Here is a 15766-nt window from a genome sequence, read left to right as displayed (position 1 = left end):
CTTTCCCTAAAGGTGCTTTTCCATAACAAAATTTGTCAGTACCTGACCACGCATCTCAACCTGTTGTTCTTTCACTACTTTAAACCCCATCAGCTCATAGAAAGGACGAGCAGTAATGCTCACCTCCGAGTAGAGGCGGCTGATACCCTTGTCGTTCGCAACCTTTAGCACATGCTCCATAAGCGCCCGACCAACGCCCTTCCCCTGGAAAGCGTGATGACAAAAGAAATGATCAACTAATCCGGAATCTTGCAAATCGGTATACCCCGCGACTTGACCGTTCATTTCAGCGATGTAAGGGTTAATTTGGCACATTTTGTTTTTCCACCTTTCTATGTCCCATCCTTCTGGCGCCCACGCTTCAACCTGATCCTGACTGTAATGCTGGCGATTTACATTTCGGACTGTATGGAAAAACACTTCCCAAAGCGCATTAGCATCTTCTGGCTGATATTGACGAATAGTGATCATAACACTCCCCTTAGATTGCAGGTCTTTGTTATAACATAAAAAAAGCTCGCTAATCATTAGCGAGCTTTACCTTTAAATAGCAGCCTGTAGCTTTTCTTCAACCTGTTTTAAAATTTGGTATTCTTCTTTATCACAGCCACGAACAATCGACACCCAGTGATCACCCGTTTCATCAGTTCCTTTAAACTCCGCACGCAATTCATACTTGCGCCACGTAACAAAGGCCATAACGAGGGTTAACGCTAAAGTATACAGTCCAAACTGAGGAACAAATGCCCATGTAGCTGCAGACAACACCAATGCCAAAGATAACACTCGAACAATGTTTTCTTTGATACCTAATCGACGAACTTCAAAACGTTTGATTTTGCTCAACTTATAAGCGTCAGACTTTACCACTAACTCGTTAGAAGTAAGCATGAAGTCTTGCTCGCTTACCGTTCTGCGAAAACGAAACAAATCCACTAGCTTGTTACTATGAGTGATTTTACTCATCACTTTTCTCCATGTTATGAAAAATGTACAAAAACTACGATATACATGGAGTTACTTATGGATACAGTGGGATTTATAAATCAAGAAAATACAAAAGGCAAGAACAATTGTGCGAGCCTGCTAAAAATAAGCCCTATGTTACAAAGAGTTAGCTATATCAAACCTTAGAGGGCTCTCGACAAATACTCTCACTAAACCATTCAGCAATGGCACGAGCTCGCCCAAGATCTTCTTCTTCGCTAACAGGAAGATAAGCAAAGCCTCTAAACTCAAGCTGCATGTAGCGAGCAGTAAGCTTAAAAGGTTCAATAAAACAATCTGGTAATTCATGATTGTAGCCAGTCGAGATAACAGATATTTCCTTACCTTTCAGCTGGCGTCCAAGTTGCTTTTCTATGGTCAACAGATCTGACAAGCGATCGAAGAACACTTTCAGTTGTGCCGACATGGAATACCAATAGACAGGCGAAGCGAACACAATGTGATCATAGGTGGTAAGCATGCGAATCAAAGGAATAAAATCATCGCTGCGATTTTCGTGTAGATAGTCATAATAAGAGAGTTGGTAATCCGCTAAATCAAACACCGTAGCATTTGTCATCTCAACAAATTTATTCACTAAGTGACGCGTATTACCATCTGTTTTTGACGTACCCAAGACCACTGCTACCTTCATTAGAATTCCCTCTAGTTTAGTAAGCTAGGCCGTTTTTTCGGTGAAATGTCCACAATCGCTACATTTATAACCGTGTTTATAGAAAAACAGCGGAAAGCCTAAAAGAATAAAGACTAAAAAAGCGGGTCGCTTACCTTTGGTAAACGGCTCTAGTTTTAGGCTACCACATTGAGGGCAATGATCTTGTGAAGTGGAACTTTCTTCAGAACATAAAGCATCAGAATAGTCGGTATTAAGGATAATGGTCGCTTGCTCGGCATCTTCTTCCTGAACCATTAAACGAACTCCGCCAATAGCATTTGAATAGAGCCACTGGGTGTTAACGGTATGTTCGTCAGCAATATTGCTTTCAATTCCAGCGGCTTCCAAGCTCGCTTTCGCAATATGAGCTTCATGAGGGAAAGAAAAACGAGCTACAACTACCATACAACCTCTCTTGTGCTAAACCATCACTCTTCGCATGCCATTTTTTCGGACGTATCACAGTCAGCTAACGCCAACTCGTACTCTGCTCTGGCACTTTCACTCAAATAGACCGCCATACCTTCAAATAGGTTCCATAGCTCTTGGCCATATTTCAACTTAAACTCTTCGCTTGCTAACACCAACTCAAGTTCATTGGCAACGGTCAACTCACAAAACTGGTGTAACTGCTCTTCCGTCATCTCGAATACCGAGCCCGTAAATCGGTCACGAAACTGGATGAACGGTTTAGAATCAAACTGAGGAAACACATAGTCTCTGTCGCAAGAGCAATAGAGATAAACCAGATCTTCTGCTTCTCGACCAATAACCGCTGCGATTTCACTTCGCATTTCCAGTGAGACCATGCTCTCATCAAATCCAGCGGTTCCGTATGCTGCATGGAAGAGGCCAGCGCTCCTGACCGTATCACTCGCATGCCATTTTGCCAGCAAGGACTCTGTTCCAACCAAGTGGGATTCAAGCGAACCGTTTAAGTGCTGAAAGTCACCCGCTCCTAGAGATTCCAAGCGTTCAAAGTGTGTATTCATAATTGATTTCTTTTTGGTTTAACCAGTAATGACCTTAGACATGTTGTAACCAGTGACCACAAATCCCAACTCTTCATATAGCTTCCGAGCCCGCTCATTGTTGAAGGCAACGCGCAATTTAATCTGTTTAATATCGACATCTTTCATTTTCGCTTCCAAAAGCTCGATAGCCTTACTACCCAAACCTTGCCCTCGAAAGGCTTCCATAACGTAAAAGTCGTAGATAAATGTCGACCCTTCTTTTTGATTAACGCAATGCCACAAGTAACCTGCTAATATTGATTCACCATCTTCTTCAGCATCGATACACATCAGTGACTGCCCCTTCGACTCAACACCATCGGGAAAACAACGCTTCAAAGCCTGATGAGCGAGTTCAAGAGATTTCTCAGCAGCGTGGCCTTGATTCTCGGCAATGTCCTTTGCATAGGCCTCGGCAGAATAGTGATAAAAATCCGCAAACTCTTCCGTTCGCATTTCTCTTAGCTTAACCATACTTATCTTTTAACCTCGACCACAAACTGATGTCATCATGATATGTTGAGGGCCAACAGGACCACCTAAATACAACTCATCCGTATCAGTGAAACCACTACTTAAATAACATCGATAGGCGGGCTCGTTTCGACAGTTTACTGTGAGATAAAGCGAATTGACTTGTGGATAAACTTCACCAACATACTGGGGAAGCAATTTAAGTGCATCACGTGCAATACCTTGCCCCTGTAGATTACGATCGATCAACAATGCTCTGATTCCAATACCGTCTTCTGGGCAGAAACTGAATTTCTCAGCGTACCCTATATCAAGAAGAAAAAAGCCCACGGGTTGATCGCCTTTCATAATCACGTAGGGATGTTCACTTTCTTTCAGTTCGGGGATCATTTCGCCAATGTTATCAACGGTAAACTGAGCTTGTTCAGGAGTAACGCTTAACGCATGTATAAGGTGTGCTTTTTCAGCACTGTACTTTTCTATAGAAATCATAATTATCCGAATAATTTTTCCAACCAAACGGAGCTGATATAGCTTCCGTTTTTCTTTGCATAGGAATCAAAAACACCCACTTCTCGGAACCCAAACTTCTTATGCAAAGCAATTGAGGCCTCGTTTGGTAAAGCAATACCAGATAGCGCACGATGAACACCCTGCAGCTTTAACTCCTCCATAAGTGCTTGATATAAAGCAGAGCCGGTACCTTTTCCTTTTACGTCAGATGAAAGATATATCGTCACTTCTACCGTATCTGCAAACGCCTCAGATGGTCGGTATGGTTGCGAACAGGCAAATCCAACAATGTTTCCCTGATGCTCGGCTACCAATAACTGGTGCCTAGTGTTTTGGGAAAATTGTTCAAACCAATTTAAACGGTTTTCCAATGTAAAAGGTCTTTCTTCGAAGCGAGCATTGGTATTGGCAATGTAATAGTTGAAGATATCCGTGATTGACCGAATATCACTGTGAAGTGCAGTTCTAATCTTCATTACTGAATCTCCATAGACTTTGCATCAATCGAGAAAGTCACCAAACCATCGCATTCTCCATACAGGTTGATACCATCCTCTCGCTGCATTCCAAGTTTGTTCAAAATGGTGACCGAAGGTTTGTTCGCTTCCAAAGATACACCATATATTTTCTCATGCTTACCGAGTTTAAAGGTTTCTCGTATCAACGCCTCGGATGCTTCCATTACATAACCTTTCCCCTGATACTCTGGCAGTAGCGCGTATCGGATATCACTGAATTCTGGGTTTTCACACACTTCAACGCCTGCGTACCCCATCTTTCGAGTTGGGTTTTCTATGCAACAAATAACGTAGGAACCAAAACCATACTGCCTCCAGTGCTCTACTCTGTTGGCGTGATGCTGCAGAATTTCTGGTTCTGAATAAGCCGCTCCCTTTGGCAGGAACTTTGTTAAACTATCTGAACTTAGTACTTGCCTGTAGACATCAACATCTGCCTCTTCAACATGCTTCAATATCAAGCGTTCCGTATACAACATATTCCCTTTACCCTGACATATTTGATTCGAGCACTCGGCTCAATCAAAGATCAAATTCAGCATTGTGTAGTTTGAGCACATTCACGAGAGGTTCTTCCCACCCCAGGCAAAGCTTAAGCTGTTCGACAATAGGCTTCACCTGAGCTTTATCAACATTGATCTCTATCTTAAGCAAGTCATAATTCTCTACTAAACCTTTATCGCCGAACACAGGTTTAGCACCCTCCAGTGCACGATGAGAGCCCGTCATGGCTCCAAAGGCCCAACAGTGGTCGTAATCACCAATCTTATCGACACCAGATTCATGCAATGTGCTAAGAACTTGTGCCTTTTGGGCAGGTTGGCAAAAGATTTCTAATTTATACATCTTGTCATTCTTTTAAATCATGGATTCCACTTCAATCCTAAACGGCTCACAAGGCGTGCCTTGATGGTACTTCAACTGCCATTTTTCACCCGTAAACACCCAAATTGACGAACGTTTGGTATACAAGCTTGCGCTTCCCTTAGAATCAACCCAAGCCGATTTATACAGCAGCAATTGAACAGAAGGTTCAAGCGCAATACATTCAAATGATTGTGAATGTATCTTGCCTGTTGAAGGCTCCTCGTTCTCCATCAGCTCTAATATAGACTGCAGATCAAAGCTTCTGCCTGAGCGACCCACTTCACGAAATCAGGGTGAAGTAAACGCATAACCTCATGTTCGTTCTGACGGGTTTCATATTGTTGAAGCAAGACTTCTTGTTCAATGAGGAATTTCATCCGTGTAGTACCTGTCATTGCATGCCTTTCAATAGCCTGAAGATATCACTCCCGACTGCCATATGAAACACGTCAATTGATAAAGAAAACTTAACGCACATTCTTCACATACCTTTATTTACAGGCCCCGTCCCTATAAAATACGCAAAACATTTATCAACACGGATACCCCATGGCAAAACTTACTCTGCAAGAACAAATGCTGAAAGCTGGTTTAGTGAATGAAAAGAAGCTAAAGAAGGCCAAAAAAGGTTCAAAAAAATCACGCGTACAAGCTCGTGAAGTAAAAGCCGCGGTCGAAGAACAAAAACGTCAACAGCAAGAGCGTGATAAAGAGCTAAGCAACCAACAAAATGAGCAGCGTCTGAACAAAGAAATTCAGTCGCAAATCAAACAGTTGATCGAGATGAACAAAATCGATCAGAAAGATGGTGATATTAAATATAACTTCACCGATGGAACGCTCGTCAAATCCCTTTACGTTGAATCGATTATCCGCGAACAACTTATCAAAGGTATTCTTGCTATCGCCCGTCATGAAGATGGCTATGCGGTGATCCCCGGGGTTGTCGCAAACAAAATTGCACAGCGTGATGACCAAGTCATCATTGAGCTCAAAGAGCCAGAATCAGACGTGCCAGCCGAAGACGACCCATATGCAGACTATGTAGTCCCAGACGATCTGATGTGGTAAAGAAAAAAGCCACTCGGTAACCGAGTGGCTTTTTACTAGTGTTATTCGAGCTATCTATCGCAGGGTTTGTATTACTTTCCCTTTGCCATCCTTAAAATGAACTTCTGCATGCGCGCCGTTAAAGAGTGCCAAGTTAGGCGGTAGATGGCCTATATCCACGTCATATAGAACAGGCACCTTTAAGTCATTGGCCACAGAAAGGAAAGCTTCACTAGACGTTATTGCTTTTCCACAATTATCTAAAACCGCATTTCTTCCAAATAACAGTCCACTAATCTGTTCAAAGACACCTTGGTATTTTAACCCTTGCAAAGCGCGCTTTAACACTGTCGGTGGCATCTCTGCATTCTCTAAATACAGAATCAAACCGTCATTTGGATAGCATTGTTTAAAGCGCTCAAGATCGAGATACTCTGTCCCAATCAGGTGGGCCATAGTATCAAAGCAGCCTCCTATCAGACGTCCACTAAAGCTCAACTCTTCAACATCACCCACCGCTTTCCACTGAGTTCTCTCTGTTTTAACTAAGCAACAGTTCGGATGAGTTTCGAAAGACTCACCAGAAACCTGATAAAGATCAGAAGAGAACTGCGTTATTTCAGCCCCAGCTTTGGCTGTCATAACATTTAAGGTGTTTGCGGTGAGCTCGTCCTTCTCAAGTGGGTTTAACTCCATCAAATTGGAGCTATGTAAAGTCGACCAACCTAATTGCGTGGTAAGCACTGAGCTGATAGTACTCACGTCAGAAAAGCCAAATACCCACTTTGGCTTAACCTGCTTCAATTTTTCAAAATCGAGTAAAGGCAGAAGGTCCATCGCAAATTCACCACCCCAAGGTGGAGCAACCGCCGAAATGGAGTCATCGCACAAGAACTTCATCAACTCTTCTGCTCTCATTGATGGAGTCGCACTCACATGCTTTTCGTTTTCTCTTAGGCAGTGGCCTTCGATTACATTAAATCCAAGGCTTCGAAGGTGTTCCAAGACGAGGTCTAAACGTTGGTGACACCCTGAAGGAACGCCCGAAGAAAAAGCGGTAACGGCGATCTTATCCCCTTTCTGTAGAGGCTCTGGGTATTTCATAGTATTCCTATTTTTATTATTCGTTTGTCTTGCCATTAGATATAAGAAAATTGATTAAACTAAAAAGAATCATCAGAGACTTCACTCAAACCTGAGCGACTTGCAATCTCCGATTCAAAACCGTCGATGCTCTTTTGGTTTTTCTTCAGCCAATACTTTTCAATCCCCTCAGTCCCCTGCTTTTCGGACCATTTTGCCAAATCTTTTCTGTCCCCTTCGTAACTAAAATATGGTACAGACATACCGCACGAAGATTGAACCATGTTGATATCAAGGATAAATATCTGACGGGCAGCCACGCTTTCGGGGAACAAGCTGACGTACTTTTTCCATTCCGCATCTTTGTTATGCAGCACACTCGCCTGTCCGTAGGCTCTTAAAATTAATGGGGCGCCTTCAAATGCACAGAACATGAGGGTCATGCGTGGGTTATTCAACACATGTGCGGCCGACTCATTACCGCTACCAGTGAGGTTGAGCCAAGCGATTTGAGTTGGGCTGATGACTCTAAGTGAATCCCCACCTTTTGGCGACAAGTTCACACTACCGCTATCCGCTGCAGTACCGACAAAATAGAGTTTTTGTTGCTCAATAAACGCGATGTGTTTATCCGATAACTCTGAAAACTGTTTTCCCATCTTGCTCAACTCTCATTCCATATGCTACACGTAAAATACATTAATGCGGTTAAATATAAGAAACAAGTAGTTATGTGTTGAGGCGCGTCAAAGCGACTCAATTTAAACAGTGTGTACCTACTTTTCTTTGATTCACGAGATTGGCGACAATTTGCCACGAAGGCCAATTAGATAACCAAAAGGGGCTCCTAATTGGCAGATGGAAAGCCCTTTATTTCATTGTCCAACCATGTCTAATGCTCAACAAAAATAAGACGGTTCGTATCAAACCCTCTCGCTTTAGACATCGAAATAAATTTATCGATAACCTCTTGCTCTACAGAGCTTGAACGCGCTAATAGCCACAAGTAATCATTATCAGGACCAGAAACGAACGCATAATCGTAGTTTTCTTTTTCAAGTTCGAAAACCACATATGAACCATAAAATGGACCGAAGAATGATACTTTCAAGTAGCCTTGATCTGAGCTTCGAACGAAATATGCATTACCTTCCGCCTCTTTCCACTCATTGAGTTCTTCGGAAAAGCCTTGGTTAATGACTTTGACACCGCCGTCGTCCTTAAGACTGTATTCTGCGGTTACCTTACTCAGGCCTCTTTCAATGAGTGGTCGAGCCTTGCAATTTCGTACCATTTACCCGTATACCTGTCGATGTCAAAATCCTGCACGGGTTTAACCTCACTCGGCATTCCTAAGCAACCGCTGATAAAAAGTACCGTAAACAAAAAAAGAATTCTTTTCATGATGTCTCCATACTACCCGAAACGTTTGATTCAACTATTTGTTAACTCTAGTAATATACCGAGTTTAACAGCAAGAAGTTCAATCAAAATAAAATTATCCTTTTCCAATTTTTTATCCAACAACCTCTGCAGCGGTTCGAATCGACTTAGATATTTGCTGAACAAAAAAGCCTTACCATGCAGCGAAACATGCACTTAAAGAGGTGGCCAATCTTTCAGCCATGTAAACTGCCTTATGTTATTGACAATCCACTCAAGCGACACCTATTTTAGTGCCAGGATTTGGCCCCACATTTCTCACACTGAAACTGATCTTCTTGATCGATAAAAAAACTGTTGGTGTGCTCACCATCTTTAACAACAAAGGCTATCAGGAATTCGATACAACTTCCGAACAACGATTGCTTTTGCTCAAATTTGGAATCAGATTTATTCGTTTTTCTACTTGGATATGAGGAGTAAGTGATTGACATTTTTGGCAGAAGTGAGGGTGTTTGATGTATTGGCTACTTTCCACTGATACGACTCATTCAGTTTTAAAAGACACTAAAATATAACATTTCCCATAGCTATATTAAACACGTCCGAATATGATTAGTTTCGGTCATATAACTGCTTTTAACTGACCTTAAACTAAATCAAGTGTTCTATAACTTCAGGTTTTATTTGATTCAAAATAGCCATTCCTCCTTCGGATTCTGTATTTATCTCAACCCAGCCGTCAGTACCCATAAATTCAGCTTCAGCAAAGCTTATTTCTTGGTCACTATGGGTATCAATAAGCTTACCTTTCAATCGAAAAGTCCCTAGGGATGTTTTAAGCCGTTTAATTGAAAATTCCATCTCACTTCCTTTTTACATGACTTTAATAAGAAGAGCCGTCTATTTTTCTTATAGGAATGTCCTTGAGTATAACACTTTCCGCCATACGCATATTGATAGCAGTAACCTGCTCATCACACTTTGGCGTTGTCACATAGTGGGTCATACATCCGCAAAGGTTACAACGATGAAACTCCACACATTTATCTCCCCAAATATAGTAAAGAGAAGGATCTTCAGACCATGTAACGGTTACCTCAGAAGGCGAATAGTAAGCCCACAGTGCAGCATAGCGACGGCAGATTGAGCAATTACACTCTCCCACTTCCAATGGGGTGCTCTTAGCGACTAACTTCAGATTCCCACAATGACAACTTACTTCCATGGTACAGGCCCTTTCCTATCCATTACGTTTATAACCGTTGATAAATGACGGTATGCGACAAAAATAACATTGAGTAACGTTCATTGACTCTAAAACGGTATTCAAATTCTTGATCATCGAGCTTTTGCCACGTTCGGTCGAAGTACTCATTAATGTCATTAATGCGTCCCGAAGGCACTTTTAGATGTTTATCACTCCATTGATAAGTACATGACAGAGCCAGCACACCGCCAATAGAGACTCGCGACATCAAATAGTCCACCACTTGTTTGGGGGATTCACATTGGTCAAGCACATTTAGGCAGACCACTAAATCACATTGAGGGATAGTTAACTCATCAGAAGCTGGGGTGTTAAAGGTTTCAACAACCAGTGGTAAATACTTATTGGATAAAGAGTTTGTATCAAGCTCCAAGTCAACATCTTCACCCTCAAACGCCCTAAATCGACTAACCCCTGGCGTGAGCAGGATCTCCGTAAAAGCATCAAGTAAACGACGAGAAGGCTCTACAACATAGACTCGCTTTAACTCTTCACATGATGAAACAAGCTCGTAATTTGCTCTTCCGCACGCAGGCCCAACTTCCAGTAGGCTTTCTGGCTTTATATGATGCTCCGATAATTGTTTGGCGATGGCTTGTGCAGCCTGAACACTGTAATTCGAATGAATGAATTGTGTAGGTACATTTTGACTTTTAGGCCTGTTAACTTTTGTGTCTAAACACTTGTCTATCCATGAGGCTTCAATATAGGAAGCTAGCCATTTTTCTGTAAGATAAAAATCGTCCATTTTTTCACTTAATATCCATCGATTTTATATGTTAAACATCTGACCGTATCATGAGGTTTAAAAACTCAGATCTTTTTTAGCATTCCGCGTGTATGCCCTTACTAAATACTCACATGCAACTAAACACTTATCTACAAATAGTTATATTGAATTGTTGGCTTGAGTCTCAAGTTATCTATTTGAGCAAATAGGTAAATTCGTATTTTCGAAAAGGCTTAACTTAATAAGAAATCATAGAGTTGTCCCGCAATTACTACAAAGTAAGTAGGTAGTATTCCCCAAGAGAATCTTCGGCTTTTGAATGACGGGTAAACCCTTGAGACTGATAAAATTGCAGCGCAGGCTCATTGTGTGACATGCATTTTAGGCTGAGTGTAGAGTAACGGGCTTTAGCCAGTTGTAGTAGATGGTAGCCGACACCTTTTCGGATATGCTCTGGTGAAACGTAGAGGTGGTGAATAAAGTTTTCTGGTTCCCAGATTGAAATAAAACCTGCGATGTCTTCTCCAATGATTGCGACCCAGATTTGCTCTCCTTCAACATCGCTGTCAAAGTCTGACAAATCATAGCCAGCTGTATCTAACCAAATAAAACTGGCTTTTCGTGATTTAAGATAAAGGTTTCGAAGTGCCGGAAGAAACGCGTCTTGATACGGTTCAATTAAGATAGGGTCTACCAAACATTCTCTCCAATCCCCATGGCATATATACAAAGAGTAGGCACAGTTTCCTAACCGCGCCTACTCAGTTTATTTGTTACATCACACATTGTTGAGCTGTTTTCGCTTGCTCTATGCCTTTTTCAATCAAGGATACAGCATCTTCGCTATTGACTGACGACAGCAATTTATCCATCAGCTCGGAGGCTGTAGACTCCGATGATGCTTCAACTAAACAGCTGTATGCATTCGCAATATGTTCTTTCGCTTCAACCAACGCTTCTGGGTTGCTGAAGTCGACCGTCAATGCTTCTTCGACAGACGCCGCCATTGCCTTTGCTGACTCTGTTGCGTCACCAAATTGATCCAGATTGAACTGCTCTAAGTCGAAAGACTCGACTTGCTGCTGAATGTTGTCCACTGCTTTATTCGCAGCCTCTTGCGCCTGATCGATAGCTTTAGTTGCATCATCACATCCGGCTAAAGCACCCAGCATCATTATTACTATCAGCGTTTTCTTCATGTCTTACCTTCAAAAATCTTCAGTTACAGGGGGATCTTAAAACAGTGATACTCGACTGCAAACAACAATAAAGTAACGGATTGTTGATGAACCTAATCTGAATTAAAAACGGGTGAGTTCCACTTCGGCGAAATTTTCTCTACAGATGCTCGGTCATATCCACGCATTGTTATTTTGGAGTCCTATCATGCATGTAGAAAATAAAGAATTAAAACAAAGTCATATTGGTTACAATCTTGGCGTTATTGGCGTCGCATTAGTGTTGGCTTGGATTGGTATTTACAAGTTTACCCCGACAGAAGCTAAGTTGATTGAGCCTTTGGTGGTCAACCATCCAGCGATGAGTTGGCTTTATGACATCATCTCTGTACAAGCGGTTTCGAATCTTATCGGTGCCACCGAGATCATCGTGGCTATTGGCCTGATTGCTGGCTTCAAAAATGCAAAAATCGCGTATGTTTCCGGAATAGCAGCCGCTGTCATTTTTGTGGCGACACTCAGCTTTCTTCTAACGACGCCAAATACTTGGAAAGTATCCGATGGCATTCTCGTGACCAATTTCTTTTTAGTGAAAGATATCCTGTTTTTGGCAATTTCAATTAGCGTCATCGAACGTAACAAACCTTTAGTTCAAGCATAAACGAGCAAGGGCTCGCATATACAGAGAGCCCTTGTAGTAAGAACACTCAAGTTAATTGGCACCATTAAGCTTTCTTAACAAATTGTGCCGTTACCATCATTTCACCTGCACCATCAACTTTACAATCCAACTGATGGTCTTTGCCGTCAACAATTCTTCTGATCACAGCTTTCGTGCCTATTTTTAAGATCAAGGAGCTACCTTTAACCTTAAGATCTTTTGCCAAAGTCACTTTATCCCCTTCTGCTAGCAGCGTTCCGTTAGCGTCTTTAACGTTGGGGGTTTCGGCTTCAAGTGCTTCATCGGGATTCCACTCATACGCACACTCTGGGCAAACCAGATGACTCTGGTCTTGGTATACATATTCAGACTGACAGTTTGGACACGGTGGGAAAGACATATATTCACTACTTGTTTAGATTGATTACCATATGATACTGCGCTTAAAAGCCCTGTGCGAGCCATTAGATATAAAAACTAGAACGCGATTTGGGGAATCATTTATGCGCCCAGCAAAGGTAGATGTTTTATCTTGTGGTACGTCATGCTCATAATGAGACAATGCCTGATAGCGTTTTTAGGTAACGGCTTTGATAACTCAAGGACAATCGCCCTGTTACCTTGAAAATCCAATACATCACCATAGAGTTCTCGAAAAGTGTCCACCAGCTTAGTCTGACAATGAAAGAACAAATAATACTGATCCGGAGTGTTTGATTTCCAATCGATTCGGACAGGGCTTCCCGACTTAACACTGAAGCTCGGTTCACCCCATTTTAATGATTCACTCACCACACCTAAGCTCAATTCTTCAGCTAACTGAAAAATCATCGTTCTCAGATTCAAAAGCTTAGTTCGCGCCTCATTTGGGTATTGGTTGAAATGCACTTGCATTGACGGTTCCATCACACACCTTTTAAGACTATTAGTGGCTAGCTTAGATATCACTTATTCCTCAGAGTAAGCATCTGCGCGCTTAACTCTGAGACAAGCCACCATCGACCACTAAAGTATGACCGACGACATAACTTGCTTGATCTGAGCACAACCACTCAATCGCGTTCACAATTTCCGCAGGCTCAGCGAAGCGGCCAATAGGCACTACAGACTCAACTTCAGAGCGAATATTAGGGTTAACAGACGCTTGACGCTCTTCCCATCTTGGTGTCCAAGTGACGCCAGGTGCAACAGAATTAACCCTTATTCCATCTTTAATCGCCTCCAGAGCAACCGAACGAGTCAAACCTTCCAAACCATGTTTTGTCGCACTGTACATTGAAGCATTAGGCGTCGGGCGAATACCATTGATGGAACTGATATTAACAATCGATGCGCCTTCAGACATGAGCAATAACTCGTGCTTCAGACACAAAGTATGCGACCATAAATCATTAACTAGGGTTTTATAGAGTTCATCAGAGTCAACCTCAGAAAACTGGCCATTTGATTCTAGTTTTGGAGACGCATTATTGATCGCGATATCAAGCTTTCCATACTCTGAAGTCAGGTAATCAAACAGTGCCTCAACCTGATCACGATCAGATATATCTACCACTTGAAAATCCACACTAGATAACTCTGGATTCGTCGCAATGACGTCGTCCCAAGTTTCCATAGTCCGAGCACACGTGATCACCTGCTCTCCTTTTGAAGCGTACAATTTAACCGCTTCCAAACCGATACCCTTGCTACCACCTGTGATCAAGACTGTTTTCATTGCTGATTCCTTTCATATCACCCCGACCCTTTCGCCTGACGCTAAAGCATGTTCCACTCACTTATGCCGTGCATGGCTGTAACCATTAACCCTTTCACTTTAATACGAAATTAAATGGAGGGCTTAAATTTTTTCGTCATACCTTGACTGGCTGGAGCAACCAAACGATAGCCCAGCTTTTCATAAAAAACAGGCTCATCCGCAATCATTGATACATATGAGCCAGCCAATGCTACGGAAGATAGGTAGCCATCTATGTGTTCCATAACCTTTCTCCCAAGTCCTTTGCCTTGGTAATCAGGGTCAACTGCAATATCAACAATTTCAAAATTACACCCTCCATCACCCACGACGCGCCCCATCGCAATTAACTTATCTCCATCCATAACTGAAACGCCATAAAGTGAGTTTGGTAACCCTATTTTGGCGGCTTCAAGAGACTTAGGCGACAACCCCGCGGTGACACGCAAAGCACAATAGGCTTCAGGGCTAGGCACACTTTGTACAACGACATATTCCATTCAATTCTGCTCCTATCATCATCTATCTGACGGAGCATACACCAAATCACTGTATAAAAAAACAGTACCCATACCAATCTATTGTGCTGGCTTAATTGATCACCATATTGGCAGCCATGACCAGTAAGAGTGCTGCAAAGATCTTCTTAATCGTAGGGACTGGTAAAGAGTGTGTCGCCTTAGCACCTAGAGGCGCTGTAAACCAAGACGTACTCACAATGCCTAGTAAAGCAGGTAAATAAACAAATCCGGCAAAGCCATCGGATAACGCATAGTGACCGCTACCTGAACTGATATAGCCAATGGAGCCAAACAATGCGATCACAATGCCACAAGCAGAGGCACATCCAATTGCTTTTTTCATATCAACGGAGAAAAACGTTAGTAAAGGAACCAAAAGTGCGCCGCCACCAATGCCTATCATTGCCGACAACCCACCAGTAATCGTTGTCAGCACAGTGAGGAAAGGTTTGCTTGGCATTTTTCGATCGTTCTCTGAATCATTTTTGCTACTGAAGATCATTTTCAGTGCGATAAGAATAACGCTGACTGCAAACACAGCCCGAACCACTTGCTCGGGCAGCAACGCCGCCATGAAACCGCTAATCAATGCACCTAGCGCAACGCCTGTCATTATCCATGGTGCGAGATTCCACGGCACATTACCGTTTTTATGATGAGCAATGGCTGAAGAAGTTGAAGTAAACAAAATAGACGCCAATGAGGTAGCAATCGCTGCAATCACTACTTGCTCACTCGGTAACACACCAAAGTGGAGCAAAATAATGCTGAGTATCGGAACAATGACTAGCCCACCGCCAATGCCCAACAACCCAGCTAAGAAACCAACACCACTGCCTAATAGTGCGCAATATATGATCAACAACACCAGCTCACTCACTCATTTCTCCTTTTCATTTTGTTGGAAATATTGTGTTATAAAAATTCTTCATGTTCCCATGAAGCACACTAATATATCTCTTTCATAAATAATGAAACATGAAATCTCTTCATGTTGAAAGTGAAGTAAATCCATTGTTATTTATGTGTCGATCAACGCTATAAATAAATCTCTGCTCTTAACTACAGCTCATTTTATTCAGATCTCTGAGGTTAAATGGAAAA

General features: G+C 42.2%; 24 protein-coding genes and 2 pseudogenes. 2 read left to right on the top strand and 24 right to left on the bottom strand.

Going from position 1 to position 15766, the window contains the following annotated elements; genetic code table 11:
- Positions 1–6: 6 nt before the first annotated feature.
- The 11 genes and pseudogenes from VIC_RS19645 to VIC_RS19595 form a co-directional block, all read right to left on the bottom strand.
- Positions 7–471: a GNAT family N-acetyltransferase gene (locus VIC_RS19645; RefSeq protein ID WP_006961990.1), complete on the bottom strand. Its 465-nt coding sequence runs from the start codon at positions 469–471 to the stop codon at positions 7–9.
- Positions 472–543: 72 nt separating this feature from the next.
- Positions 544–966: a DUF6232 family protein gene (locus tag VIC_RS19640; protein WP_006961989.1), complete on the bottom strand. Its 423-nt coding sequence runs from the start codon at positions 964–966 to the stop codon at positions 544–546.
- Between the two features lie 157 nt (positions 967–1123).
- On the bottom strand, positions 1124–1642 hold the full coding sequence (locus tag VIC_RS19635) for a flavodoxin family protein (protein WP_006961988.1): 519 nt from the start codon (positions 1640–1642) through the stop codon (positions 1124–1126).
- A gap of 24 nt (positions 1643–1666) precedes the next feature.
- A complete protein-coding gene (locus tag VIC_RS19630) occupies positions 1667–2068 on the bottom strand; it encodes a putative signal transducing protein (RefSeq protein WP_006961987.1) in 402 nt (133 codons plus the stop codon).
- A 23-nt stretch (positions 2069–2091) separates the two neighbouring features.
- The gene (locus VIC_RS19625; protein ID WP_006961986.1) at positions 2092–2655 is read right to left on the bottom strand and encodes a DUF6817 domain-containing protein; all 564 of its coding nucleotides are present in this window, start codon (positions 2653–2655) and stop codon (positions 2092–2094) included.
- A gap of 18 nt (positions 2656–2673) precedes the next feature.
- Positions 2674–3150, bottom strand: coding sequence for a GNAT family N-acetyltransferase (locus VIC_RS19620; protein ID WP_006961985.1), 477 nt, complete (start codon positions 3148–3150; stop codon positions 2674–2676).
- Positions 3151–3159: 9 nt separating this feature from the next.
- Entirely contained in the window at positions 3160–3642 is a 483-nt protein-coding gene (locus VIC_RS19615; RefSeq protein ID WP_006961984.1) for a GNAT family N-acetyltransferase, read from the bottom strand.
- 2 nt (positions 3643–3644) lie between these two features.
- On the bottom strand, positions 3645–4139 hold the full coding sequence (locus VIC_RS19610) for a GNAT family N-acetyltransferase (protein WP_039952335.1): 495 nt from the start codon (positions 4137–4139) through the stop codon (positions 3645–3647).
- Entirely contained in the window at positions 4139–4660 is a 522-nt protein-coding gene (locus tag VIC_RS19605; RefSeq protein WP_039952332.1) for a GNAT family N-acetyltransferase, read from the bottom strand. Before VIC_RS19605 ends, VIC_RS19610 begins: the two co-directional genes overlap by 1 nt.
- A 43-nt stretch (positions 4661–4703) precedes the next feature.
- Positions 4704–5027: a YqfO family protein gene (locus VIC_RS19600; protein ID WP_006961980.1), complete on the bottom strand. Its 324-nt coding sequence runs from the start codon at positions 5025–5027 to the stop codon at positions 4704–4706.
- 12 nt (positions 5028–5039) lie between these two features.
- A pseudogene (locus tag VIC_RS19595) lies at positions 5040–5425 on the bottom strand (nuclear transport factor 2 family protein).
- Positions 5426–5597: 172 nt separating this feature from the next.
- Here VIC_RS19595 and VIC_RS19590 point away from each other — a divergent pair.
- On the top strand, positions 5598–6119 hold the full coding sequence (locus VIC_RS19590; protein ID WP_006961977.1) for a DUF2058 domain-containing protein: 522 nt from the start codon (positions 5598–5600) through the stop codon (positions 6117–6119).
- Positions 6120–6173: 54 nt separating this feature from the next.
- On the opposite strand, the gene VIC_RS19585 is transcribed toward VIC_RS19590, so the two are convergent.
- From VIC_RS19585 to VIC_RS19550, 8 genes and pseudogenes are all read right to left on the bottom strand, one after another.
- Positions 6174–7202, bottom strand: coding sequence for a S66 family peptidase (locus VIC_RS19585; RefSeq protein ID WP_006961976.1), 1029 nt, complete (start codon positions 7200–7202; stop codon positions 6174–6176).
- 59 nt (positions 7203–7261) lie between these two features.
- Positions 7262–7840, bottom strand: a complete 579-nt coding sequence (locus VIC_RS19580; protein ID WP_006961975.1) for a pyridoxamine 5'-phosphate oxidase family protein — start codon at positions 7838–7840, stop codon at positions 7262–7264.
- Positions 7841–8073: 233 nt separating this feature from the next.
- Positions 8074–8585, bottom strand: a pseudogene (locus VIC_RS19575) (lipocalin family protein).
- A gap of 633 nt (positions 8586–9218) precedes the next feature.
- On the bottom strand, positions 9219–9428 hold the full coding sequence (locus VIC_RS19565; protein WP_021456455.1) for a hypothetical protein: 210 nt from the start codon (positions 9426–9428) through the stop codon (positions 9219–9221).
- Between the two features lie 22 nt (positions 9429–9450).
- Positions 9451–9792, bottom strand: coding sequence for a GFA family protein (locus tag VIC_RS26405; RefSeq protein WP_080555955.1), 342 nt, complete (start codon positions 9790–9792; stop codon positions 9451–9453).
- A 28-nt stretch (positions 9793–9820) separates the two neighbouring features.
- On the bottom strand, positions 9821–10582 hold the full coding sequence (locus tag VIC_RS19560) for a methyltransferase domain-containing protein (protein WP_006961971.1): 762 nt from the start codon (positions 10580–10582) through the stop codon (positions 9821–9823).
- A gap of 253 nt (positions 10583–10835) precedes the next feature.
- Positions 10836–11261, bottom strand: coding sequence for a GNAT family N-acetyltransferase (locus VIC_RS19555; protein ID WP_006961970.1), 426 nt, complete (start codon positions 11259–11261; stop codon positions 10836–10838).
- Between the two features lie 76 nt (positions 11262–11337).
- On the bottom strand, positions 11338–11763 hold the full coding sequence (locus VIC_RS19550) for a hypothetical protein (protein WP_006961969.1): 426 nt from the start codon (positions 11761–11763) through the stop codon (positions 11338–11340).
- 187 nt (positions 11764–11950) lie between these two features.
- Here VIC_RS19550 and VIC_RS19545 point away from each other — a divergent pair, with 187 nt between their 5' ends.
- Positions 11951–12403, top strand: coding sequence for a YkgB family protein (locus VIC_RS19545; protein WP_006961968.1), 453 nt, complete (start codon positions 11951–11953; stop codon positions 12401–12403).
- A 64-nt stretch (positions 12404–12467) separates the two neighbouring features.
- Here the strand turns inward: VIC_RS19545 and VIC_RS19540 are convergent, their stop codons facing one another.
- The 5 genes from VIC_RS19540 to VIC_RS19520 all read right to left on the bottom strand — a co-directional run bounded on the left by VIC_RS19540 (position 12468) and on the right by VIC_RS19520 (position 15542).
- A complete protein-coding gene (locus VIC_RS19540) occupies positions 12468–12803 on the bottom strand; it encodes a zinc ribbon domain-containing protein YjdM (RefSeq protein WP_006961967.1) in 336 nt (111 codons plus the stop codon).
- Positions 12804–12904: 101 nt separating this feature from the next.
- Positions 12905–13309: a DUF1801 domain-containing protein gene (locus VIC_RS19535; RefSeq protein ID WP_029236151.1), complete on the bottom strand. Its 405-nt coding sequence runs from the start codon at positions 13307–13309 to the stop codon at positions 12905–12907.
- A gap of 70 nt (positions 13310–13379) precedes the next feature.
- Positions 13380–14120, bottom strand: a complete 741-nt coding sequence (locus VIC_RS19530) for an SDR family NAD(P)-dependent oxidoreductase (protein WP_006961966.1) — start codon at positions 14118–14120, stop codon at positions 13380–13382.
- Positions 14121–14230: 110 nt separating this feature from the next.
- Positions 14231–14641 (bottom strand): GNAT family N-acetyltransferase, encoded by a 411-nt coding sequence (locus VIC_RS19525; RefSeq protein WP_006961965.1) that lies wholly within the window; start codon positions 14639–14641, stop codon positions 14231–14233.
- Between the two features lie 91 nt (positions 14642–14732).
- Positions 14733–15542 (bottom strand): sulfite exporter TauE/SafE family protein, encoded by an 810-nt coding sequence (locus VIC_RS19520; protein WP_006961964.1) that lies wholly within the window; start codon positions 15540–15542, stop codon positions 14733–14735.
- Positions 15543–15766 lie beyond the last annotated feature (224 nt).

Source organism: Vibrio coralliilyticus ATCC BAA-450 (assembly GCF_000176135.1).
In the GTDB taxonomy this organism is placed as follows: domain Bacteria; phylum Pseudomonadota; class Gammaproteobacteria; order Enterobacterales; family Vibrionaceae; genus Vibrio; species Vibrio coralliilyticus.
The sequence above is the reverse complement of the archived record's forward strand: the minus strand, read 5'-3'. Positions and strand labels throughout refer to the sequence as shown.

What these genes read in the sequence shown, in the direction of transcription:
- VIC_RS19590 (WP_006961977.1), top strand. Translation starts at nt 5,598, where the DNA reads ATGGCAAAACTTACTCTGCAAGAACAAATGCTGAAAGCTGGTTTAGTG.
- VIC_RS19535 (WP_029236151.1), bottom strand. Translation starts at nt 13,309, where the DNA reads ATGGAACCGTCAATGCAAGTGCATTTCAACCAATACCCAAATGAGGCG.
- VIC_RS19585 (WP_006961976.1), bottom strand. Translation starts at nt 7,202, where the DNA reads ATGAAATACCCAGAGCCTCTACAGAAAGGGGATAAGATCGCCGTTACC.
- VIC_RS19615 (WP_006961984.1), bottom strand. Translation starts at nt 3,642, where the DNA reads ATGATTTCTATAGAAAAGTACAGTGCTGAAAAAGCACACCTTATACAT.
- VIC_RS19630 (WP_006961987.1), bottom strand. Translation starts at nt 2,068, where the DNA reads ATGGTAGTTGTAGCTCGTTTTTCTTTCCCTCATGAAGCTCATATTGCG.
- VIC_RS19605 (WP_039952332.1), bottom strand. Translation starts at nt 4,660, where the DNA reads ATGTTGTATACGGAACGCTTGATATTGAAGCATGTTGAAGAGGCAGAT.
- VIC_RS19580 (WP_006961975.1), bottom strand. Translation starts at nt 7,840, where the DNA reads ATGGGAAAACAGTTTTCAGAGTTATCGGATAAACACATCGCGTTTATT.
- VIC_RS19565 (WP_021456455.1), bottom strand. Translation starts at nt 9,428, where the DNA reads ATGGAATTTTCAATTAAACGGCTTAAAACATCCCTAGGGACTTTTCGA.
- VIC_RS26405 (WP_080555955.1), bottom strand. Translation starts at nt 9,792, where the DNA reads ATGGAAGTAAGTTGTCATTGTGGGAATCTGAAGTTAGTCGCTAAGAGC.
- VIC_RS19610 (WP_039952335.1), bottom strand. Translation starts at nt 4,139, where the DNA reads ATGAAGATTAGAACTGCACTTCACAGTGATATTCGGTCAATCACGGAT.
- VIC_RS19545 (WP_006961968.1), top strand. Translation starts at nt 11,951, where the DNA reads ATGCATGTAGAAAATAAAGAATTAAAACAAAGTCATATTGGTTACAAT.
- VIC_RS19540 (WP_006961967.1), bottom strand. Translation starts at nt 12,803, where the DNA reads ATGTCTTTCCCACCGTGTCCAAACTGTCAGTCTGAATATGTATACCAA.
- VIC_RS19560 (WP_006961971.1), bottom strand. Translation starts at nt 10,582, where the DNA reads ATGGACGATTTTTATCTTACAGAAAAATGGCTAGCTTCCTATATTGAA.
- VIC_RS19640 (WP_006961989.1), bottom strand. Translation starts at nt 966, where the DNA reads ATGAGTAAAATCACTCATAGTAACAAGCTAGTGGATTTGTTTCGTTTT.
- VIC_RS19635 (WP_006961988.1), bottom strand. Translation starts at nt 1,642, where the DNA reads ATGAAGGTAGCAGTGGTCTTGGGTACGTCAAAAACAGATGGTAATACG.
- VIC_RS19625 (WP_006961986.1), bottom strand. Translation starts at nt 2,655, where the DNA reads ATGAATACACACTTTGAACGCTTGGAATCTCTAGGAGCGGGTGACTTT.
- VIC_RS19525 (WP_006961965.1), bottom strand. Translation starts at nt 14,641, where the DNA reads ATGGAATATGTCGTTGTACAAAGTGTGCCTAGCCCTGAAGCCTATTGT.
- VIC_RS19550 (WP_006961969.1), bottom strand. Translation starts at nt 11,763, where the DNA reads ATGAAGAAAACGCTGATAGTAATAATGATGCTGGGTGCTTTAGCCGGA.
- VIC_RS19645 (WP_006961990.1), bottom strand. Translation starts at nt 471, where the DNA reads ATGATCACTATTCGTCAATATCAGCCAGAAGATGCTAATGCGCTTTGG.
- VIC_RS19620 (WP_006961985.1), bottom strand. Translation starts at nt 3,150, where the DNA reads ATGGTTAAGCTAAGAGAAATGCGAACGGAAGAGTTTGCGGATTTTTAT.
- VIC_RS19530 (WP_006961966.1), bottom strand. Translation starts at nt 14,120, where the DNA reads ATGAAAACAGTCTTGATCACAGGTGGTAGCAAGGGTATCGGTTTGGAA.
- VIC_RS19600 (WP_006961980.1), bottom strand. Translation starts at nt 5,027, where the DNA reads ATGTATAAATTAGAAATCTTTTGCCAACCTGCCCAAAAGGCACAAGTT.